The organism is Ferruginibacter profundus (assembly GCF_054783275.1).
In genome coordinates this window covers 1,391,580-1,414,532 of record NZ_BAAGQW010000001.1, presented here as the reverse complement: position 1 = coordinate 1,414,532, position 22,953 = coordinate 1,391,580, and the positions used below count along the sequence as shown (strand labels likewise).

The 22,953-nt window shown below is 41.7% G+C and carries 19 protein-coding genes; 15 read left to right on the top strand and 4 right to left on the bottom strand.

Annotated features, from left to right (window positions below):
• Positions 1–34 precede the first annotated feature (34 nt).
• The 8 genes from ACYVM0_RS05960 to ACYVM0_RS05925 all read left to right on the top strand — a co-directional run bounded on the left by ACYVM0_RS05960 (position 35) and on the right by ACYVM0_RS05925 (position 10,114).
• The gene (locus ACYVM0_RS05960; protein WP_460553959.1) at positions 35–670 is read left to right on the top strand and encodes a hypothetical protein; all 636 of its coding nucleotides are present in this window, start codon (positions 35–37) and stop codon (positions 668–670) included.
• Positions 667–1,797 carry an AAA family ATPase gene (locus ACYVM0_RS05955; RefSeq protein WP_460553956.1) on the top strand — a complete coding sequence of 377 codons (1,131 nt, stop codon included), beginning with the start codon at positions 667–669 and terminating at the stop codon, positions 1,795–1,797. The genes ACYVM0_RS05960 and ACYVM0_RS05955 overlap by 4 nt, the downstream gene beginning before the upstream one ends.
• Positions 1,770–2,513 (top strand): hypothetical protein, encoded by a 744-nt coding sequence (locus tag ACYVM0_RS05950; RefSeq protein ID WP_460553953.1) that lies wholly within the window; start codon positions 1,770–1,772, stop codon positions 2,511–2,513. Before ACYVM0_RS05955 ends, ACYVM0_RS05950 begins: the two co-directional genes overlap by 28 nt.
• 23 nt (positions 2,514–2,536) lie before the next feature.
• Positions 2,537–5,110 carry a ribosomal protein L7/L12 gene (locus tag ACYVM0_RS05945; protein WP_460553950.1) on the top strand — a complete coding sequence of 858 codons (2,574 nt, stop codon included), beginning with the start codon at positions 2,537–2,539 and terminating at the stop codon, positions 5,108–5,110.
• Positions 5,094–6,827 carry a hypothetical protein gene (locus ACYVM0_RS05940; protein ID WP_460553946.1) on the top strand — a complete coding sequence of 578 codons (1,734 nt, stop codon included), beginning with the start codon at positions 5,094–5,096 and terminating at the stop codon, positions 6,825–6,827. The genes ACYVM0_RS05945 and ACYVM0_RS05940 overlap by 17 nt, the downstream gene beginning before the upstream one ends.
• Before the next feature lie 67 nt (positions 6,828–6,894).
• Entirely contained in the window at positions 6,895–8,454 is a 1,560-nt protein-coding gene (locus ACYVM0_RS05935; protein ID WP_460553943.1) for a zinc-binding metallopeptidase family protein, read from the top strand.
• Positions 8,455–8,573: 119 nt separating this feature from the next.
• Positions 8,574–8,909, top strand: coding sequence for a DUF5763 domain-containing protein (locus ACYVM0_RS05930; RefSeq protein ID WP_460553940.1), 336 nt, complete (start codon positions 8,574–8,576; stop codon positions 8,907–8,909).
• 155 nt (positions 8,910–9,064) lie between these two features.
• A complete protein-coding gene (locus tag ACYVM0_RS05925) occupies positions 9,065–10,114 on the top strand; it encodes a hypothetical protein (protein WP_460553937.1) in 1,050 nt (349 codons plus the stop codon).
• 6 nt (positions 10,115–10,120) lie between these two features.
• Here the strand turns inward: ACYVM0_RS05925 and ACYVM0_RS05920 are convergent, their stop codons facing one another.
• Positions 10,121–10,501: a hypothetical protein gene (locus ACYVM0_RS05920; RefSeq protein ID WP_430988384.1), complete on the bottom strand. Its 381-nt coding sequence runs from the start codon at positions 10,499–10,501 to the stop codon at positions 10,121–10,123.
• Between the two features lie 221 nt (positions 10,502–10,722).
• Between ACYVM0_RS05920 and ACYVM0_RS05915 the strand changes: the two genes are divergently transcribed.
• Positions 10,723–11,568 carry a class I SAM-dependent methyltransferase gene (locus ACYVM0_RS05915; RefSeq protein ID WP_460553933.1) on the top strand — a complete coding sequence of 282 codons (846 nt, stop codon included), beginning with the start codon at positions 10,723–10,725 and terminating at the stop codon, positions 11,566–11,568.
• Positions 11,569–11,577: 9 nt separating this feature from the next.
• Here ACYVM0_RS05915 and ACYVM0_RS05910 read toward each other — a convergent pair whose 3' ends face one another.
• A complete protein-coding gene (locus ACYVM0_RS05910; RefSeq protein ID WP_460553930.1) occupies positions 11,578–12,663 on the bottom strand; it encodes a hypothetical protein in 1,086 nt (361 codons plus the stop codon).
• A 140-nt stretch (positions 12,664–12,803) separates the two neighbouring features.
• Here ACYVM0_RS05910 and ACYVM0_RS05905 point away from each other — a divergent pair, with 140 nt between their 5' ends.
• Together ACYVM0_RS05905 and ACYVM0_RS05900 are read left to right on the top strand one after the other, a co-directional pair.
• Entirely contained in the window at positions 12,804–13,349 is a 546-nt protein-coding gene (locus ACYVM0_RS05905; protein WP_460553927.1) for a hypothetical protein, read from the top strand.
• A gap of 6 nt (positions 13,350–13,355) precedes the next feature.
• Positions 13,356–14,747, top strand: a complete 1,392-nt coding sequence (locus ACYVM0_RS05900; protein ID WP_460553924.1) for a glycosyltransferase family 39 protein — start codon at positions 13,356–13,358, stop codon at positions 14,745–14,747.
• 5 nt (positions 14,748–14,752) lie between these two features.
• Here ACYVM0_RS05900 and ACYVM0_RS05895 read toward each other — a convergent pair whose 3' ends face one another.
• Positions 14,753–15,952, bottom strand: coding sequence for a PQQ-dependent sugar dehydrogenase (locus tag ACYVM0_RS05895; protein ID WP_460553921.1), 1,200 nt, complete (start codon positions 15,950–15,952; stop codon positions 14,753–14,755).
• Between the two features lie 271 nt (positions 15,953–16,223).
• Between ACYVM0_RS05895 and ACYVM0_RS05890 the strand changes: the two genes are divergently transcribed.
• Positions 16,224–16,742 carry a hypothetical protein gene (locus ACYVM0_RS05890; protein WP_460553918.1) on the top strand — a complete coding sequence of 173 codons (519 nt, stop codon included), beginning with the start codon at positions 16,224–16,226 and terminating at the stop codon, positions 16,740–16,742.
• A 30-nt stretch (positions 16,743–16,772) separates the two neighbouring features.
• Here the strand turns inward: ACYVM0_RS05890 and ACYVM0_RS05885 are convergent, their stop codons facing one another.
• Positions 16,773–17,993 (bottom strand): PQQ-dependent sugar dehydrogenase, encoded by a 1,221-nt coding sequence (locus ACYVM0_RS05885; protein WP_460553915.1) that lies wholly within the window; start codon positions 17,991–17,993, stop codon positions 16,773–16,775.
• A gap of 356 nt (positions 17,994–18,349) precedes the next feature.
• Between ACYVM0_RS05885 and ACYVM0_RS05880 the strand changes: the two genes are divergently transcribed.
• The 3 genes from ACYVM0_RS05880 to ACYVM0_RS05870 all read left to right on the top strand — a co-directional run bounded on the left by ACYVM0_RS05880 (position 18,350) and on the right by ACYVM0_RS05870 (position 22,879).
• Positions 18,350–18,706: a hypothetical protein gene (locus tag ACYVM0_RS05880; RefSeq protein WP_460553912.1), complete on the top strand. Its 357-nt coding sequence runs from the start codon at positions 18,350–18,352 to the stop codon at positions 18,704–18,706.
• An 82-nt stretch (positions 18,707–18,788) separates the two neighbouring features.
• The gene (locus tag ACYVM0_RS05875) at positions 18,789–20,924 is read left to right on the top strand and encodes an elongation factor G (RefSeq protein WP_460553909.1); all 2,136 of its coding nucleotides are present in this window, start codon (positions 18,789–18,791) and stop codon (positions 20,922–20,924) included.
• Positions 20,925–21,052: 128 nt separating this feature from the next.
• A complete protein-coding gene (locus tag ACYVM0_RS05870) occupies positions 21,053–22,879 on the top strand; it encodes a sensor histidine kinase (RefSeq protein WP_460553905.1) in 1,827 nt (608 codons plus the stop codon).
• The last annotated feature ends 74 nt before the right edge of the window (positions 22,880–22,953 follow it).

Genomic DNA, 22,953 nt, shown 5'->3' with positions numbered 1-22,953 from the left:
TCTGTTATCTTTGAAAATATAACAGCCAAACCAGTTGCCGTCCCATTTTTACAATACCATTTTTCACTTACGCCATCACGAAGAAATTATCCTGTACAACAGGGTGCTCAATTTTGTGCCCGAAGATGATGCCCTGGTAAAAGAACTACTGGCCATAGAATACGATACTGAAGTATTGAATTATCCCTTTACAGCACCACCGTTTAATGCAACAGCCGCCTTGTGGGCAGCAAAAACCACGTATACTATTTGCCAGTTAATATTATACCGGGAAAATAAAGCCAGTGAGCTGCCGCAGTTATTACCCTTGTATCCGCATGCTATTGATGCAGGGGCCATGCTTTCTGCAGATCTATGCCTGCGTTTTTTACCACAGGTATTAAAGGATACTAAAAATATTGACCCCGATGATGCCCTCATCACATTGGCAGAAGAACAGTTGCAGCAATGGCATTATTCAGGTATCGGGTATCCGTTAAAAATAACAGCAATCAATTTTGATGGTATCACTGATAACGAATGTGTATTGCAATTATACATCAACAGGGTAATTCAAAAAAAAGACCTGCAAAGGGCGCAATTACCTTTATTATACGAAAAAATTAAAGCTGCCATGGGGATGTACAGCTCCCGCTTTTGGAAAGAATTAAACACAGCGACTACAATATGAACAATACAGAAAAATTAAACGAGGTCTTAAAGTTTGTCAAGCATTCTTTTATTGGTAAAGATGAAATCATAGATCTTTTAGGTGTTAGTTTGGTTGCCCGTGAAAATGCGTTTTTACTGGGCCCTCCTGGTACGGCTAAAAGTGCTATCATCCGCATGCTGTCGCAATGTGTGGAAGATGGAAAAAACTTTGAATACCTGCTCACCCGTTTTACAGAACCCAATGAGATCTTTGGCCCTTTTGATATCCGCAAATTAAAAGAAGGCGAACTGGTGACCAATACAGAAGGCATGATGCCCGAAGCGGCAATGGTTTTTTTAGATGAAATATTTAATGCCAACAGTGCCATATTGAATAGTTTGCTGATGGCATTGAATGAAAAGATTTTCCGCAGGGGAAAAGAAACCAGGAAATTACCGGCGCTGATGTTTGTGGGTGCCAGTAATGGCTTGCCCGAAGAAGAATCGCTCAATGCATTGCTGGATCGTTTCCTGATCAGGGTAAAATGCGATTATGTAGATCCGGATAAACTGCACGAAGTACTATTGGCCGGATGGGACCTGGAAAATAACCGGCAGCAGGAAAAACCGGTGATTGCTTCTGACGATATCAGGCAACTGCAGGCAGAGTGCCGCACTATCGACCTTACCGCCATCCGCAAAGAGTATATCGACATTGTACACTCCTTGCGCAATACCGGCATTAAAGTGTCGGACAGGCGTGCCGTAAAACTGCAAAACCTTATTGCAGCAAGTGCTTTGCTGTGTGGCCGTAAAGAAGCGATACTCAGCGACCTGTGGGTGCTGAAATATATCTGGGATACCGAAGAGCAGATTGAAATACTGGAAGGCATCATCAATAATATCATTGAAAAGGAAACTACCGATAAAGCACACCCGCAGGCAATCTTTAACAAAGCACCTAATCCCGAAGAAGTGATAAAGGAAGTGCAGTACCTGGCGGATAAATGGGATAACGGGCATCTGAGTTTTGAAGAACAGAATGTGGTGAAAGATAAATTACGGTACATGCAAACCCGTTGCGGATGGATAAAGAATGTGGAGAAAAAGCAATTCATACAAACTCAAATTGAAAGCTTATGGCAGAAGATACTGCAAACCATATAGCCTGGTGGATGAAGCTGCGTTTGCAACACAAGGATTACCTGGGGCAGGTAAGGCATTGGGATAACCTGAAAATGGCCGCTGATGAAGAATTTATCTGGATAAAGGATATTACAGCAACACAGCTGGAAGCACATGAATTGCGGTCGATACCTTTTGCGGAATTATTTTACAGTAAAGACAATTTGCTGTTTCCCAAAGGAAGTTTATTGCCTGATTGTAAACAACCTTCTTTTTTGTGGACACCTATTGAAAGAGCATTGGCGGTAACACTTGAAGGATTTAATCATAACTTTTTTGGTGTACACCAGCAACAAACTATACAATTAGTTCCGGTTGATGAAGAGCAGCAGGCTTCAGCGCTTCTGGCAACTGTTGATACAGCGGGAGAATATATTGTGAATGCTGCAGCAGTACGATTACAGCATTTGCAATGGGTATTGATCGATAACAGCAACGCATTACTTATCGGGGAACCTTTACTGCCATTGAACGGAAAAGCCTATTGGCAAAAAGGACCTTTTATTTTTCCTGTGGGGTTTGCATTTGAATTTCCCATACTGGAAAAAACTGTAGCACAAAAAATTGATGCAGCCGGTAATGATCTTATATGGTGGATAGATGAGCATAGCTATTGCGTAATACAAAAAGATAAATTGCAGCCATTATCCATTGCATCGTGGCGGCAAACAATACAGCAGGCAATTACAAAAGAGTAATATTTTTTAAAAGCAACATTGCAATGAATTTTTCAGATTACTACCAGTGTTATAATGACTATTTCTGGACCTGGGAAGAGGATGCGGAAGTGTTGTCCATTCCCGGTGGTAGTACTATTGCCTACAGGGAGCATGTAGCCACTATACTTACTGATATTGCGGAACAGGGGCTGCCGCCATTCGGCTCATTTTTGCTGGCCATGATTGCTACTAATAAAACGGTGGATGATTCTTTGCAACTGGTTAGAAGCAGGGTGGCTGATAGTATAGAAAAAAAAGACAACGTGGTTTTCCTGCATATAGATGCTGTAGACCATGCTTTTACTTTTCTGCGGATGCTGGAAAGAATTCCACCGGAATATAAAACCGGAAAAAGGCGCCACATATTATTGCAAACCATTTTCAGGAACGCACACAACAGGCTAAACCCTAGTACTTCAAAAGGTATAGCCACCGGCTTAAAAGATAATATTAAGGGGCGCACCAGGTTATTAAGAAAAAAAGATTTTGATAACAGGATACTCTTAAAAGATTTTAATGTAATTGCCTTATTGATCAGAACATTTCCTACAGTGCAATCAATTATTGATGCCATGGGAGAGTTGCCTGAACTGGAAGAGTCGGATATGCCGTTACTGGAAGACATAACAGTATCGGATACCCACTATGAGGATTTTGTGGAAGAGTTAATGAGCAATCCGCAAACCTTCCAGGCCGGTGCACTTATAAAGCCCATCTGGGCAGGTTTTAATATTCCTATTTTTAATGCACACCCCAGCGAACAGCCATTGGGTGGTGTTTCAGATCTGTCTAATAAAGGCGATTTTGACAAACTGCTGGTATCTGAATTTGCCAACGATGATCTTATTTTTATGAATCGTATTGCCAATAACGAAGCCTTATACCTGCATCGTGAAATGCCGCCTGTAAAAGATAAGCTGCACCGCACTATTTTAATTGACATCTCTTTAAAAAACTGGGGTACTCCCAAAATACTGGCCTATGCCAGTTATATTGCTATTGCCAGGCACCCCAAAGCCTTAACAGAAAGCAGGGCATTTGTGGTGGGCAATTATTGCACACCTGTAGCCTGCAATGATGCAGGGGCAATTATTGATGGCTTACAAAAAGTGGATGCCGGTTTGCATGCAGCAAAGGGCCTGGCTGCATTTTTAGAAGCGAATAAACAGGATAAGCAACTGGAAATATTTTATATTACCACGGCGGCGGCATTGCAATATCCCCAGGTACAGTTGCAACTGGCCACCTACCAATCCTTTTTTAAATACCTCATCACTACTGATGCAGCAGGAGAAATAAATTTTTACCGTAAGAAAAATAATGTACAAAAGCATTTGCAAACTATCCGTTTGCCGCTAAATAAATTATGGGCAAAAAAACTACCGCAACGGGAAGTGCCGGAGACTGTTATAGTACCCAATGATTTTCCGCCATTGTTGCTGTCTACGCCCTACGGGATAAAAAAAATATTGCCGCTTGATGAAGAAGTGTATTGCGTGGCTAACCGTTGCCTGTTACGGCGCAGCAAAGCAGATCATACAAAATCAGGCAAAGGGTGGCAGATGGTATTGAAAAATGTTCCTGTAAATGCGTTGTATGAAATTGGAAAGCAGGAGAGCGGTGAAATATTTTTCCTCATTTTTAATCTTCAAAATAAAGAACTGAGTATAACCAACCTGGATACGCAACAAACTGCCAAAGCTTTATTCAAGGAATGGAAAGGCAAATACCTTAAAGAGTTTTTGTTTAACAAGTATGGAAAATTTATGCATCTTATAACTAACCCGGATGCATTTGTATTTATACCGGATTTTACTACGGGGATTATTACAATTGAAAAAGCACAGCTGACCAGTAATATTTTTGCATTGGATTATCCTGCCAGGCAAAAACAGATCAGCGATTTTCCGTATATCTACTCCAATTCAAGTATTCTAACACATATTGAAGATGTATATATCAATGGAGAAAATTATTTAGTCATCAACGGGCGCCAGTTGCAGATAATGCATGGGGAGCAATTGTATTTTACGCCTCATAATGTTAATCAAAACAGGTCCAAACAATCTGTACGCAAGAACAAGCGCCAGTTTGAGTTTGCCGATGGCAGCACCATTACCATTGATCCCGGTGGTTATTTTATCCTTACCAGCAGCAACAATAAAATACCGCAAATATTTTTCTCTTCCATTTTAGACTATCCAATGGGCATGGCTACGCAGAACAACTTTGCCGGAAATGAATTTTTTAATGATGCAACAAGGGGCCAGGTGAGCGTAGTTTTAACACGCAGAGGCGAAAGCCCGATAGCGGCTATCAGGATCATGAAAACTTATACCGGAATTGGCCTGGCAGCTGCAAAACATATTGTTGATAGTGCCAATGGATTAATTTCAAAAAACATGGATATTGCCGATGCCAGGAAAATGGCTGAAGAATTAAAACAACTGGGCAGTGTTGTAAGCATCTCAAAACCTCAAAGTGCAAAACAGGCCATACAATCGCCTGTAACGTTTTACCAGGAAAATATTGCTACATTTATAGGGCACATCATTAATTATGCAGCTACAGATTAAACCATACCATACCAATACCTTTCCGCTTGCAGGCATTTTGATAAAAAACAAAAGCCTGCAGCACTGGCTGCAGCAATTACAAAACCTGGATGCGGATATACAACAGTTACCGGTATACGCTATACCCGGCACCACAGCCAATACCCTTTGGGGATGTTTTGTGCCATTGCCGCAAAATAGCCGGCAACAAAAACCGCTTAATGCCAACGAACCCTGCCAGCTGGTATACAATACCCTGTATATACCGCAATATGCCACGCTATACCCCACATTACATGCAGCAGAGGTAAGCAAACTTTTTTCTGCTACGCCGCATATCATGCACCCGGAGTTTGGTTTAGTGGCACTGGATACACCCATCGCCTGGAGTGAGCTGCTGGCATTGCCCGCTACAGCTGCAGTAACTATTACCACGCCCGCAGCCGGCGCTTTCATTCCCGAAAATATCCGCCGGCTCGAAATACAACCACTGCCGCCCGAAGAACTGATCAAAGCAATGGAAGCAACTGCTTTTCCTGAAAAAAAATCGTTTAATGATAAACCGCTTAACTGGGCAGAAAAAATAAAACTGGGCCTTTTAAAAACATTATTTAGCAGCAGCCCCCGGCAAGGCAATACAGGCGAAAAGGATGGAAAGGAAAAGACAGGCTTAATGAAAATGCTGGAAAAGATCGGCAATAAAATTTTACCTGCCGATAGTAAATGGGTGAATAACCTGGTGCAGAACCTGGAAGACCTGGAAAAGCGCAATCAATCAGAAATGGAAAAGCTGATGGCATTGTTTAAAAACAATCCTGACGAAGCGCTGAAATATGCTATTCCCCTGGATAATGAAGGTACTAACCGTGGTGGCAATGCCGGGCTTTTTGAATTGAACAGGCGATGGGGCAATTTTGATCTGTTCGGTCGTTCTTCTCAAAGTGGCGGCAGTGGCAATCTGGTTTTCGGTATGGATTCCTACCAGAAATTACAGCAGCAGTATAACAAAACTGCAGAGGACCTGGTGGCAAAAAAAGACTACCAGAAAGCAGCCTTTGTGTACATGAAATTGCTGAAGAATAATCACATGGCAGCCAAAACACTGGAAGATGGAAAACTCTATCCTGAAGCAGCATCGGTCTATTTAAAATACCTGCAAAATAAAAATAAAGCTGCTGTATGTTACGAAAAAGGGCAGATGTATACCGATGCGATTGGCTTGTATAAGGAACTGAAAGAAAATGAAAAAGCAGGAGACCTGTACCTGCTGCAACAAAAGAAGCCCGAAGCATTTGAGCAATACCAACTGGTTGCCGATGAACACATCAGTTGCGGCCGCTATGTAAAAGCATCATTATTGTACCGTAATAAAATGAATAATGCCGCACCTGCGCAGGAACTACTTTTAAAAGGCTGGCGTACTGATAAAGATGCCTTCAACTGCATTAATAATTACTTTAAAAATATTGAAGACCCTAAATTATTATTGCAGGCCATAGAAAATGTATATGCCAAAGACACTACTGATCATAATAAACCTGTTTTTTTAACAGCCTTAAAATATGAACAGCAAAAAGATGGCGCTGTAACCAATCGCACTACAGAAATGGCCTACGAAATTGTAGCCCACCTGGCGGTAACCAATCCTGATATTGTTTCGGAATTAAAAAATTTTAATGACGATCAATCCTTAGTAAAAGATGTGCTGCGCTATAAGGCACAACGGAGGCATGGATAAATAAGAACGGGTTGCTATTTGCTTTTGTAAGCAGATTACATTAATTTGTACAACCTAAACTTTACACATGAAACAACTGCTTTCAGCAATCAGCCTGGTATTTTTTATTGTATCAACTGCTGCCGCACAGGAAACTGTGGATATGGCGATGATGCAAAAAATAAAAGACGAAGAAAAAAATAATTCGCAGGTAAAAATGATAGCGCATAACATCACTGATGTATGCGGCCCACGCCTTACCAACTCTCCCGGTTACAACCGTGCGTTAGATTGGGTTACCCAGATCTGCAAAACATGGGGCTTACAAAACGCCGGCCGTGAGGCATGGGGCGAATTTGGAAAGGGTTGGAGTAACGAGCAGGGAACTCTTGCATTAAAAGCACCATACTACGAAAGTATCATTGCTTATCCTGTGCCCTGGTGCAAGAGTACCAAAAAAGCAGTGAAGACAGAACTGATCATGTTGGATGCACTGGACTCTGCCAATATTGATAAAGCCGGTGCAGCCATTAAAGGAAAAATTGTAATGATAAAACCCGGCGGCACCACCATACCCGATGCCTTTAAAGCCTACGCCACAAGGTATGGCGATAGCAGTTTAGATAATCTGCCTGATGAATACATGATAAGCCGTAAAGAGATTGAACAATTTCTGCCGCTTATTAAAAGCGCTTATTATTCTTCACTATACTTAGAGAAAAAGGGTGCTGTAGGTTTACTCCGCAGCAGCAGGGGCTCACACGATGGTACGGTGTTTGTAGATGGCGGCACCGGTTATGCCACCGGCTACCAGGCAACCTTACCCGAAATGAAAATAAGCGTGGAGGATTATTTTAAAATGATGCGCCTGCTGCAGGATAATAAAAAAGTGGAACTGGAAATGAATGTACAGAATACTTTTTATGATAAAGACCTTACGGGCTACAATGTGGTAGCCGAAATTGCCGGTACTGACCCTGCATTAAAAAGCCAGGTGGTAATGCTGGGCGGCCACCTGGACAGCTGGGCCGGTGGTACCGGTGCAACAGACAATGGTGCAGGCTGTATTGTAATGCTGGAAGCCATGCGTATTTTAAAAACACTGGGTGTGCAGCCCAAACGCACTATCCGCATTGCTTTGTGGGGTGGCGAAGAACAGGGTTTGTATGGTAGTTTCGGGTATGTAAAAAAACACTTTGGCAATCCCCAGGATATGCAATTGAAACCGGAGCAACAAACCATTTCGGCCTATTATAATCTAGATAATGGCAGTGGTAAAATACGGGGCATCTATACTCAAAACAACCCGGCAGTAAGAGAAATTTTCAGGAGCTGGCTGCTTCCTTTTGCCGATATGGGCGCCAATGGTGGGGTAACCAACAGCAATACCGGCAGTACCGATCATATCAGTTTTGATGCGGTGGGTATTCCCGGTTTTCAGTTTATACAAGACCCGTTGGAATATGAAACCCGAACACACCATAGCAATATGGATACCTACGATCATTTAAATATTGCCGACCTGCAACAGGCAGCCGTTATTGTAGCTGCATTTGTATACAATACTGCTATGCGTACGGATATGCTTCCCCGTAAGCCATTGCCAAAAGCTGAGCGTTTTGTGTTTGATTTTGATTTTCCGATATAGGCGTGAGGCGTGAATGGTGAATCGTGAGTGCAGAGCTTCTGAATGTTGGTGTCTGCTTTCACGACTAATGATTCACGCCTTAGGGTAATACGCCTTATTTTTCAATCAGTTAACCTGGTATGCTAAAACTATTTGCTTTATTATTATTATTATCTGCTTCTGTAAAAGCGCAAACAGTTTTTAAAACACCATCAGGTGCTAAGTATCATCTGGCTACCTGCCGTATGGTAAAAAATGTATCAGAAGAAATCAACGTAAGCAAAGCAAGGGAGTTGGGATTGCAACCATGTAAAATTTGTAACCCTCAGAATATTTATAGTTCAGGTATTACACCGCATAAAGCACAAGGACAAAATACTACCGTGCAATGTAAAGGCTTTACAAAAAGTGGCAGCCGCTGCAGGCATATGACGGGTATTGCCAATGGCTATTGCTATCAACACCAACCCGGGTAGCTGATAATGGTATAATTGTTGATAAATAAGGGCATCAGGATATAATCAGCAGCTAAAACTGACGTTATATACCTGATATTTGCATTTATCTGCCTGGCACTTATGCATGTACAAAAAAGTATCTTGAAGCATAGTGCACAGTTAAGTATAATCTTATGAAAAAATCAATTTGTTTAATTGCAGCACCGGTACTGGCAATTCTTTTTTTTGCAACCGGGTGCAATGAAGATGCAAAGGCAAAAGTTGTTGCAAAGAATGAGCCGGTAGTTACACCCGTTGTAACAAAAGCAGACAGCACGCCCGTAGTAACAGAAAACAGCCAGAAGAGCAGCATCGATACAGCCGACTACAATGCCAGGATGAAGGCGTTGAGCAATTACGACAGCACCGGCAAATGGCCTGTAAAAACACCTTATCCTTTAGCAGGCGCTTTATTACCCTACAACAGGATCGTTTCATTCTATGGTAATTTATATTCCAAAAAAATGGGCATATTGGGCGAATTACCGAAAGACAGTATGCTAAAAAAATTACAGGGAGAAGTGGCGCAATGGCAGGCAGCTGACCCTGGTATACATACTATTCCTGCATTGCATTATATCGCTATTACTGCACAGGGGGCAGCAGGTAAAGATGGCAAGCATCGTTTGCGTATGCCTTTAAGCCAGGTTGATACCATGCTCAGCTGGGCAAAATCAATTGAGGCATTGGTTTTTGTGGATATACAGGTAGGGCATAGTACGGTAAAGGCAGAAGTACCTACATTAGAAAAATACCTGGCATTACCCAATGTACACCTGGGCATCGATCCTGAATTTTCGATGAAGGGTGGGGAAGTTCCCGGCTCTAAGATCGGTACGTTTTCATCGGACGATATTAATGATGCCATCGATTTTTTAGCAGAGCTGGTGCGTAAAAATAACCTGCCTCCGAAAGTGTTGATTGTTCATCGTTTTACACAAGGTATGGTTACAGGGTATACTAAAATTAAAACGGTACCGGAAGTGCAGGTGGTAATGGATATGGATGGTTTTGGCTCCAGGATCTTAAAAAAAGGTACTTACCTCAGGTATATTTATAAAGAACCGGTACAGTTTACAGGCTTCAAATTATTTTATAAGAACGATAATAAAACGGATAAGATGTATACTCCCAAAGAGTTGTTACAATTTACTCCCAGGCCCAGCTATATTCAATACCAGTAAAGCGCATCAGCCTTCTTCGAGGCCATTTTTAAAAAAGATGGCTTCGGCATTATGAATGATGATATCAAGGGCGGCTTTGTTGTAAAACCGGCTCTGGTACAGTGTTTCCTGCATGATCTCTATATCTTCAATATCCTGCCGGGTAGCTTTGTATTTTATTTTTTCAAGCCCGTCTCTTAATGCATTGCGCACATACATCCTTACTTCTGTAAAAGCAGTTTTATGGTTGAGTATTTTTTCGGCATCTGTCTTTTTCCAGTTTACATCGGTTAGAAAACGTTCTGTTGTTTCCATATTACGGTAAATATTGGCATTAGCACCTTTGGTACCGCCTTTAACGCAATGGTACACGGTGCGTATTAACGATTCGTATCCCATTGCTCCCATAATTAAAAGTTTAACACTAAAGGTACACCTGATAAACCATTAAGCTGTTTTTAGTTTGTGCCATGCGGCGCAATGCCCGCTTTACCATTATTGCCCATGCCCCCTGATAAAAACTATTACTGCAGTGCTTACCACTTTTTAAACTGAGCCACTTTTTGCAAAAGGCGAGGCTTTTGATTTACGGAAATTTGTAGTACTTTATACGTCTTAAATTTATTATCATGAACGAACAGTTAGAAGAAATAAGGGAGCAGCAGAAACAATCCTGGAATAAATTCTCTTCGGGCTGGAAAAAATGGGATCAGCTTACCATGGAGTTTCTGCACCCGATGGGGCAAAGTATTATTGCTTCCATACAGCCATCGGGTAACAACAGGATACTGGATATTGCTTCCGGTACAGGTGAGCCCGGCTTAACAATTGCGGGTATGCTTAATGGTGGTAAAGTTGTAATGACAGACGTGGCAGAAGATATGTTAGCTATTGCAAGGGCAAATGCTGCACAACGTGGCATTACCAATATAGAAACTGCAGCCTGCGATGTTTGCGAACTGCCATTTGAGAATGATTATTTTGATGCAATCAGTTGTCGTTTTGGTTTTATGTTCTTTCCCGATATGCAGCTGGCCGCTAAAGAAATGGCAAGGGTATTAAAACCCGGTGGAAGAGTAGCCACATCGGTATGGAATGTACCGGATAAAAATTTTTGGGTAACTGCAATGATGGGTACCATTGCTAAAAATATGGAAATGGCACCACCGCCACCGGGAGCACCGGGTATGTTTCGTTGCAGTAAACCGGGGATGATGAAGTCGATATTTGAAAATGCAGGATTTGATAATATACAGGAAGAAGAAGTTGCTGCTACGTTAAATGCAGGCACGGCAGAGGTGTACTGGAATATGATGACAGAAGTGGGAGCCCCGATTGTTGCCGCATTAAGCAAGGCCGATGATGCCATGCGGCAAAAAATAAAAACCGAAGTATTTGAGCTCATCAATAGCAAATATCCCGAAGGAAAAGTGACTGTGGAAGCAAGTGCTATTGTGATCAGCGCAATAAAATAAACGGTGTATTTATTTTGTTACTGTATCCGGCTTTTCATTAGGCCCTCTGAAAGCCGTAGGGTCAATGCTGAAATGACGGGTATAGATATGCGTTTGCTGAAACTGGTTTTTTAAACGGGTTGCCGTTTGCTGGAATGAGGTGCCTACTGCCGTATGAAAATCATTTAGTATTAAACCATTTGCTTCTTTCATCATCATTTCCGGATCATCCAGGTAATAATACAACACGGCTAAATTAAAATAACTGGAATAGCGTATTTTTCTATCGTGTTTTTTGGATGTACTGTAAGTGTTTTTAATACCTTCAAAATAATCAATAACCGGTTTTAGTTTTTCGCGGGCCCCTTCAATGGAGGTACTGGCATTCATACTAAACAATACTTCATTCATTAATTGAAAAGCCTTTCTGTCATCTTCATATTCAGGATGTTTCCTGCTACCGATCACCCACATAAAATCATCTGCCGTAACTTCTGCAAAACCAAAATTATCGGTAATGCGGTCGCTCAGGTAATGCATGGCTTTATTTACGCAATTGCGGTACAGTTCTTTGGTTACTGCTAAAGAGTTCAATACAAAGTATCCTTCTGCCAATGGTTTCAATGCAAATTCAGGACTGGCATAAACCTGTTTGTACTGGCGGTTGGCCAATACTTCATCCATAATATGGGTGCCTTTATAATCGGCAATTTGTGCGGTTGCAGCAAAAGTATACACCACTTCCTGGTAGTACATGGTCTTAGTGCCGGTTACAGCACCAAAACGGTCTCTGGTAACCAGGGAGCGTTCTTTAACCGATACCGATTCCGGCAACAGGTCTTCAAGTTTTACCTGTATATTCAAATGCCCTTCCTGGGGTAATTTGCGCCAGCCTTCTAATGTAACTGTATTGGCAGGGTCGATATCCTGCATAAAAGGCTGCATCATTTTAGTAGCCGTTACTGCAACATTATAGGTACGGTAGGTGCTGTCTAACCTGATATTGGGCAGGGAGCGGAACTGTACTTTAAAATTAAAGCGGTCAAGATCCACTTTTTTTTGAGCTGTAAGTAACACGGGTACAAGCAAAAACAGCAGGAAGTAGTATTTTTTCATGGAACCTGGAATTGGTATGGGGTATTAACGTAAAAAGCTGCGGAATATTTTTCGGCATGCCCGGCCTTTACGGTATAAAGAAGGCAATTTATAGAGAAAGCTTACTATTATTGCACTGCAAAATGCCTTATAAAAAACGGATGGAAAATAACGAGGACGATCTTACAACCGGTATTGCAGCAGGTACAGGAAAAACAAAATGGTTTTACCCGGGCAGAACGGCAAGGGAGCTGCTGATTATGCTTGGTGGTATCATTATACTGGTACTCTTTTTTGTATTGCCGGCCAACAAAACATGGCTGCAGGATAAGATATTGGGGTACTGGAATGATTACCGGGTGCAACACAAACAATTATCTGTTGAAAAAAGAAAGACAGAACGATTTACTGCCATGTACACCTATTCAAAACAAATTGCCGGCTTATTTGAACAAAAAGGCAATAGCAAAAATGTACTGGTGCTTGTTCCCACAGAAGGATATTTTAAAAAATACGGCATTACCTACCCGGTGCCCGAGCCCGTTACCTTTTATTATTTCACCAATCTTAAAACTGTGTGGGCAAAAGATACCGCAGCCATAAAAGCCACCTGGTTGGTAAGTGTACAACATAATAAATTCAGTATCGATAGTATTACCAGTGTACAACAATTAAAAGACAGCATCAGTGCGTTTCAAAAATTTTAATCCTCTATGAGCAGTATACTGGTTATTCTTTTATTAACTTTTTTACAATTACTGGCCGGCTTTGGCCTGCTTACTTTATTCCGTATCATTTTAAAACCTGCTTTTTTTCTGCCCCTGGCAATACTGTTGGGAATAGCCGTTTTTTCAGTGATCCCTTTTATACTGCAGCTCTTTTATATTCCCATTACACCATTGAATGTATTGGCCTTGTTGCTGGCAGCTACACTTGCTGTTAACATAAAATTTATGGCAGGGGTAAAGATGGCGGGTACAATGTTTGCATCGGCACGTTTTCGCCTTACGTTTTATGAGATCCCTTTTTTGTTAGCCATTGGCTTTATCATTTTTGTAAGTGCGTGGCGTTGCTTTTATTATCCGCCCACACCAAATGATGTAACTACCGGCGCCGAAGCCATTGCAGAGTTTACCGTACGTGAAAAAACAATGCTTAACAGTGTTTTTTTGCTGACACAGAACGGCAATACGCTTAAACCCCCGTTCATTACCTGCCTGCAGATCATTTATAAGTTTGCCGGTTTTCCTTTTGGCCAGGTGTGGCTTATCAACGTGTTTACCTGTTTTATCATTATACTGTACCATATTATCGGTACATCACTGCACCGGGTAATCGCAGGTGTGCTGGTTATTTTTTTTATGGCCATACCGGAAATGTATGCGTATACTTTTATGTTATTGTACGATTACAGTAATGCAGTGTTCTTCTTTTTGTCGGTATTTTTTATGATCAGCTATTTTAAAACGCAACAGCTAAATGAATTAGCCTTTGCAGGTTTACTGATGGGCATTGCAGTATATACCAGGCCCGAAACATTATTGCTATGTGGTGCCATGCTGCCGGTTATCTTTTTAAATAACCTGAAGCACAAAACGGGGGGTAAAAAAATATTGCTCGCCGGTTTTAGTTTTGTGCTGCCCGCTGTTCTGTTCTATCTTACCGCAGTATACATTTATATCAATCATTATCTTCCTGTAAGTTATAGTATTGCCGCACAGGTAAATCCGCAGTTAACCAGTCTTACATCGGTGTGGGACCGTTTTGTACAAACCAATGATAACCTGCTCTTCAGCGAACAGGGCATTATTCATTACAGTTATTTTATTTTTATTTTCCTGGCCTTATTTGCTGCGGAACTGATTGTAAAAAGAAAATGTAATGGCATTGCACGAAATTACTTGTATGCAATTGCGGTGGTTTTTGTTTTCTTTCCATTACTAAGCCATGTATTACCGGGCGTATCGATTGATAATACAGTAAAGAGGGCCTTTTTTAAATTATTTCCCCTGATGTTGTTGTATATAAGTAATAACGAACTTTTAATGCAATGTTCAGATTATATCGGCCGATGGGAGCGTGGGGAACAAAATGCAGTGCAATAAAAGAGTTAAGCTTTACTGATGCGGTACATAATGCCCGAATCGGTAATGGCATACAGTTTACCATTAAGTTCAGCAACATCCCTGATCCTTTCTTTTTTATCTTCCAGTAAACTTTCTTCGCCGGTAACCTTATGATCTTTGATCTGCAATCTTACAATACGGGTGCTGGTAAGGCCACTGATAAAAAGATTATTTTTCCATTCGGGGATCGAATCGCTGGTATAAAAGGTCATGCCACTGGGAGAAATTACAGGGTCCCAGTAATAAGCCGGTTGTTCCATGCCTTCTTTTTGCTGAATAGCATCGCCAAAAACTTTGCCATCATAATTTATTCCGTAAGTAATAACGGGCCAGCCATAATTTTTACCCGGCTTAATAAGGTTTAATTCATCGCCGCCACGGGGACCAAATTCCACTTCCCACAAATCTCCGTTTACAGGATCAATGGCAAGGCTCTGCGGATTGCGATGCCCGTAAGAATAAATTTCAGGTTTGGCATTGGTGCTATCAATAAAAGGATTGCCGGGAGCCGGTTTACCTTCTTTGGTGATCTTTAAAACTTTGCCCAGGCAGTTCTTGATGGATTGAGCTTCCATTCTCGATTCCGGTTTTCCCCTTTCACCAGTGGTTAAAAAAAGATAGCCTTCTTTATCAAATGCCAGGCGTGAGCCATAATGTTGTATGCTGTTCCACTCGGGTAAAGCACGAAAAATAACCACCGGATTTCTGATCACAGAATCATTGGGCAACAGTTGTCCTGTAGCAACAGCTGTGAGGTTGCCGTTGCCGTATTTTTCGGAATAGACCCAGTAAATAGTGTTGTTCTTTTTAAAAGCAGGATCTAACACCACATCAAGCATGCCGCCCTGGTCAGCATCATTCACTGCCGGAAAGCCCGTAATTTTTTTTAGTATTTTACCATCGCTGTCATGTAAAGTCATGAAGCCGGATTTTTCGGTTACCAGCAGTTGCCCGTTGGGCATTGGTATAATTGCCCATGGCCTTCCTAAATGTTCTGCTACGGTTTCTACTTTATAAGGGGTAATGGTTTTAAGCGTATCTGCCCGGGTTTGACCGGCAAATGCCGGCTTGTAATGTTGTTCGCCCGGTTTTACGGGGTCGGCCATCCCCCTGTTGCGGTTGCAACCGGTAATGGTTAAAAAAATAAATAGTATTGGTACGTAAGAAAAAGTTTTAGTCTGCATAAAATGTAAGTCGCCATAACAGGCTGTAAAGTCGCAAAAGTAAGGAACTTACCTAATTTTCTATCCTGTACCCTCTATGCTTAATGGTATTTTAATGTCATTTTTTTGTCTTGAAATGTAACAGGGCAGCTGTTTATCAACATTTTCATTTTAATTAAATAAAGCATAATTATTTATAATTTTAAATGATTGATTTAACTTCCATCTGCCATTAATTATGGGGAGAAAAAGAAAAAATATTTTTACTACACTGTTGCTTCTATGTTGCAACATGTTTTTTATTATCAGCTGCGGCAATAATTCCGGAACAGCAAAAATCAACACGCCGGATAGTGTTGGTGAATTTGCAGCGTCTGAATACACAGTTACCAATGGCAATGTTTCAACAACTATTTCAACTGATACCGGAAAATTAGCCCGGCTGATCAGTTTTAAATATTATCATCCCCGGAGTGTAAAATTTCTTTATAGTTTTATTGATAATTCAGGTACGGCAGGCAGGAGTGTGCCCGGCCCTTCGGATTATACACTGCAGGCAGTTTTGTATTTTGATGCTGCAACCTTTAAGAACATTGTTGCAGATTACATGAAACCTGATTGGGTTTCGCCCCGTTATACAAAAGAAGAATTTAATTTTTCCTGGCTGGATACTATTGTAAAAAAAGAATTACTGCAAACAGATTCCTCTTATCACGGGCATACCGATCTGTTCTGGAACGAACCCAATGATCCCAATTGCCATGTGTGGATGCTGCACAATAAATTATTACTGCACCGGTTTACCCAATAGTAAACAACCGGTGCAATACAATTCAGCCTGTTATTTTTTACTGATCCTGAATAAAACCCCGCCATCAGAAACAGCATATAATGTTCCATTCACTTCAGCTACATCACGTATCCTTTCTTTTTGATCGGCTAATAAACTTTCTTCACCCACTACTTTATTATTTTCAATCACCAGCCTTATGATATGCATACTGCTGAGGCCGCCGATAAATAAATTGTTCTTCCATTCGGGTATCGTATCACTGTTGTAAAATATCATGCCGCTTGGAGAAACCACAGGGTCCCAATAATACACCGGTTGTTCAAGGCCGGCTTTTTGCTGGATGCTATCGCCAATTTTATTGCCATCGTATTCTATACCGTAAGTAATTAATGGCCAGCCGTAATTTTTACCCGGTTTAATCAGGTTCACTTCATCACCACCTCTTGGCCCAAACTCCACTTCCCATAAATCGCCTGTGGCAGGATGTAAAGCCAGGCCCTGCGGATTGCGGTGGCCGTAAGAATATATTTCGGGCTTTGCATCGGCCTGGTTAATAAAAGGATTGCCTGGTGCCGGTTTACCCTCTTTGGTGATCTTAAAAATTTTACCCAGTCCGCTGTTAAGCCATTGTGCCTGCTTTCTTCCCGGCAGGATGGATCTTTCGCCGGCACTTACAAAAAGATTGCCGTCTTTATCAAACACCAGGCGGGAACCGTAATGCAATTCGCTGTTAAGTTCCGGCGTGGCACGAAAAATAACCACCGGGTTTTTTATCACGGTATCTTTTTCGGGTAATACTCCTTTGGCTACAGCAGTAAGGTTACCGGTATCACGTTTTTCTGAAAATGACCAGTAGATGATGCGGTTTTTGGTAAATGCAGGATCGAGTGCCACATCTAAAAGTCCGCCCTGCGCTTTATCATTCACCGGGGGAAAGCCGGTGATCTTTTTAACCAGTTTACCTTCTGCGCTATAGATCATCATAAAGCCTGATTTATCGGTTACCAGCAATTGCCCGCCGGGCATTGGTGTTACTGCCCAGGGCCTGCCAATATGTTCTGCAAGCCTTTCTACTTTATAGGGCGTGGTGGTGGTAACGGCTGTAATGTTTTTCTGCCCTTCAAAAGCCGGTTTGTAACTGGTATTAGGCTGATTAGGTTTCAAAGAATCTGCAGCTTTGGCGGGAGCAGTATTGGAATCGTTATTGGAACAACTGCAAATGGTTACTGCAATTACCAGGGACATATAAGACAGGTATTTTTTGTACATAAAACGAGGTTTAAAACGGTTATATGTAAAAATAATGAACTTAGGTGATTAACGGTTATACCGTACAACCTGCATGTATACTTTATTACAAACGGAAAATAATGGTGGAAATCTATTTGCCGGCTTATTATGAAAGCTCAGTAAAATTGCTAGCTTTGTATACAGAAACTTCTTTTACAATTTCGCCGGCTTCTTTTGTAATCATTTAGCACTAACCCACTTTTTAAAAAATGATTACCCTTATTATCTGTACTGACTGAAATCAGTGTTTTTTTTACCCTCGTTTTTACCTTTAATCCGCATATGGAAACGGTTAACCATTGCCGTACATTACTCACACTTAAAACATAAGCTATATGATCACAGCAACACAACAACAACCACTGATCAGCGAATGCAAAACCTGGTATGAAACCCTTGCGCAATACAGCAAAGCAATCAAACAAATGAAATCAGAATTGTATTTTTTTGCACCCGGGAAAACCAATCATGAAACATTACTGGGCGTAGAGCATTTTCATAACCAGTTTCACATCCAGCTCATTAATATTCACGATATGAAACATGAATTGAAACATCATATCAACGAAACAGAAAGGTATCCCAATATCGGGCATCGTGTGCCGCATCACCAGATCAAAGACAAGCTGGCGCTACTGATTGCCGATCTTGATAAACTGGAACAGGAGTTTCATCAATTTGTTAACGCATAACTACTCTTAAATAAACCGGCCAGTCTGAACAGGATTGGCTGGTTGCTTTAAAGGGCATCCTATCACGATAAAAATATTTTTTATGGCAACTTACGATTCAAATCATGTTAAAAATATAGCCTTGCTCGGGCATGCCGGCTGTGGTAAAACTTCCATTGCCGAATGTATGCTGTTTGAGGCAGGCATCACCAAACGCCGCGGTACCGTTACTGCAAGAACCACGGTAAGCGATTACCACGAACTGGAAACAGAAAGGCAAAGCTCTGTATTTGCTGCGCTGATGCATACCAACTGGAAGGAATATAAAATTAATATTATTGATACACCGGGCTATGATGATTTTTCGGGAGAAGTGATCAGCGCATTACGTGTAGCCGATACCGGTATAATGGTACTGAACGGCGCTATGGGGGTGGAAGTGGGTACAGATGTGATATGGGAATATACCGATACATTTAAAACACCCACTGTTTTTATAGTGAACCAGCTGGATAAAAATGAAGCAGATTTTGACAGAACATTACGGGAAGCAAAAGCCCATTTTGGTGCCAATGTGGTGGCCGTACAGTATCCTGTACAAACCGGCGCCGGTTTCAATGGTATTATAGATGTACTGAACATGGCACTGTACCGGTTTAAGCCCGAGGGTGGCAAACCGGAAAAGCTACCGATTCCGGATAATGAAAAAGAAAGGGCAGAACAATTGCATAAAGAACTGGTGGAAACCATTGCCTCAAATGATGAGGGGCTGATGGAAAAATATTTTGACCAGGGCGAACTGAGTGAAGAAGACATGAAGGCAGGGCTGCATACCTCCATGATCAGGCATGATATTTTCCCGCTTTTTTGTGCATCGGCAGAGAAAAATATGGGCATTGGCCGCATCATGAGTTTTATAGATTATGTGTGCCCGGCACCTAATGAAATGCCGCCACAAAAAACAACTACAGGAAAGTTACTGCCTTGCGATATCAACGGGCCTGCCTGTATATTTATTTTTAAAACCATTATAGAACCACATATTGGCGAACTGAGTTTATTTAAAGTATACAGCGGCACTATAAAAGCCGGTAGTGAACTGGTGAATGAAAATACCGGTGTTACAGAAAAATTAAACCAGCTTTTTTTACTGGAAGGGCATAACCGTGTGCCTGTGCAGGAGCTGGTTGCTGGGGATATTGGTGCTACCATAAAACTACGTTCCACTCATGTAAATAACACCTTGCATGATAAAGGTGCTGATATAGAATTGGAACCGATACAATTTCCTCATCCCAATGTTACTGTAGCCATTAGTACAGTAAACAAAGGCGATGAAGAAAAACTATCGCAGGCATTGCATACTTTACAGGAAGAGGATGCCACCGTGCAGTTTGAAGTATCGCCGGAATTGAAACAAACACTGCTGCATTGCCAGGGCGAATTGCACCTGCAGGTGATACAATGGAAAATAGAACATATACATAACCTGGAGGTAAAACTGGACAAGCCAAGGATTCCTTACAGGGAAACCATTGGCCGGATGGCAGAAGCCAACTACCGCCACAAAAAACAAAGCGGCGGAGCCGGGCAATTTGCCGAAGTATTTATGCGGATAGAACCCTGGTATGAAGGAATGCCCGATCCATCCGGCTTAAATGTACGGCACCGTGACGAAATGAACCTGGATTGGGGAGGTAAACTGGTATTCTGTAATTGCATTGTCGGAGGCGCTATCGATGCCCGTTTTTTACCCTCCATTTTAAAGGGGGTCTTGGAAAAAATGCAGAACGGCCCTTTAACCGGTTGCTATGTACGTGATGTGAGAGTGAGTGTGTACGATGGTAAAATGCATCCTGTGGACAGCAATGATATTTCATTTAAAATAGCCGGGCTGCAGGCTTTCAGGCAGGCATTTATGGAAGCAGCACCACAATTGCTGGAACCGGTGTACCAGGTGGAAGTACTTTGCCTTGATGAGCAGGTGGGAGCTGTAATGGGCGACCTGCAAACCAGGCTGGGTGTGGTGGAAGGCATGGAAGCGGAAGGACATTTTCAAAAGATAACAGCAAAAGTACCATTGGCACAAATGCACCAGTATTCTTCATCATTGCGGAGTTTAACGCAGGGGCGTGCCCGATTCAATATGCGTTTTGATTCCTATTCCCCGGTAGCATATGATGTGCAGCGCAGGCTTATGGAAGCTCATAGTAAACACGAACTGGTGTTGCAGGATTAGCGGGAGTTGTAAATGACCGGATTCAATATATTATATGACAACCATCATTAGTATAATGATAGTTACCTTAGTAATTTTATAACAATCACCGATTGTTATAAAATTACTAACCGGGTATAAAGATTGCTATGCACCAATTTGATCCCAAAGAGCGGTATCATAAACTTTCAACTATGCTGCAGGCATACGAGTCTGCCGTAGATGAAGCTGCCATAGTTTCCATTACAAACCTGGAAGGCAGGATCATTTATGTTAACGATAAATTTGTTGAAATTTCCAAATACACTTACAAGGAGCTGGTGGGGCAAAATCACCGTATCATCAACAGCGGGCATCACCCTGATGAATTTTTTAAGGGGATGTGGCAAACAATAAAGTCGGGAAAAGTGTGGCGGGGCGAAATAAGGAATAAGGCAAAGGACGGTACATTTTATTGGGTAGATACGGTTATCAGTCCTGTACGGGATAAAAATGGTAGCATAGTGCAATTCCTGTCTATCCGCAACCTGATCTCCACTCAAAAGGAACATGAAAAAAAACTGCTCAGTTTTCAGCAGGCCCTGCTGAAAAGGAAGCAGCAGTTAAAAGATGCACAGCAGGTATCCAAGACCGGTAGCTGGTACCTGGAAGTTCCGGGTAATGTAATAGAATGGTCGCAGGAAACCTACCGCATATTTGAAATACCTGCTGGTACATCCATGACCTACGAACTGTTCCTGGAAAGTATACACCCTGATGACCGCCAGATGGTAGAAGCCTGCTGGCAGGCGGCATTTAAAAGTAAACGGTACGATATTGAACATAGGATAATTACTGCCAGCGGCGAAAAATGGGTGAGGGAACAGGCCCGGTTTGAACCCGGTGCTTCGGCCGGCAATTTTAAAGCCCTGGGTACCGTGCAGGATATTACCGAAAAGAAAAGGATAGAGGAAGTATTAAGGGAATCTGAAAAGCAGTACCGTAGCCTTTTTAATGACAGCCCTTTTGCAATAGGCATACTGGATGAAAAAACATTGCGTTTTTTAGAAGTTAATGAAACGGCCACAAAGCTATATGGCTATACAAGAGAAGAGTTTTTGCAACTAACGGCCTATGATATACGTATTGATACGCAGCATCATTCGTTGACTGAGCAGATTAAAAAGGGGATTTATACTACAGACAGGTCGGTACGTATACATAAAAAAAAGAATGGGGAGCTCATTATAATTGAGCCAGCCATTAATGCCATTACCTACAAGGAAAAGCCAGCCTTTCTTATTACCATACATGATATTACCGAAAAAGAAAAGATACAGGAAGAGCTGGAGCAGGTTAAAAAAAACCGGGAAAAGGAAATACTGAGAGCGTCATTGGAATCGCAGGAAAAAAGCCGTGCCGAACTGGGAAGGGAGCTGCATGATAATATCAACCAGCTGCTGGTGGCATCAACAATTTTTCTTAAGCACGCCCTGGTTGCAGCTGATAATGATAAAACACTCATTGCAAAAAGCCTGGACATCACGGTTTCTGCTATGGACGAGATCAGGAAACTATCATCTTTATTTGTTCCACCGCCTTTTAAAGTGGAGACCTTAAGTGGTGCCATTGAGCAGCTCACTAAAAATTTTAAACTTACCAATACCGATATTAGTTTTGATATCAGCATTGATGAAGAAAAGCTGGACGAAGGGTTTAAAGTAAATATTTACCGCATCATACAGGAGCAATGCAATAATATCCTTAAACATGCCAATGCTTCAAAGGCTTCCATAAGCCTTACGCAATCACCTGGTATAATACAATTGCAAATAGCTGATAATGGAAAGGGGTTTGACCCGGTGCAAAAAGGCGGAGGTATCGGCCTTTCCAATATTATTCATCGTGCAGATGCTTATAACGGAAAGATATCAATTGACAGCAGTACCGGTAACGGCTGTACTATAACCATTGCATTTCTTCTGCCGGGTAACTAATAAAAAAGTTGTAAAACCAGATTACATAAAAAGCCCGGCAGTAAAAACCGCCGGGGATCTTCTTCTATAACTAT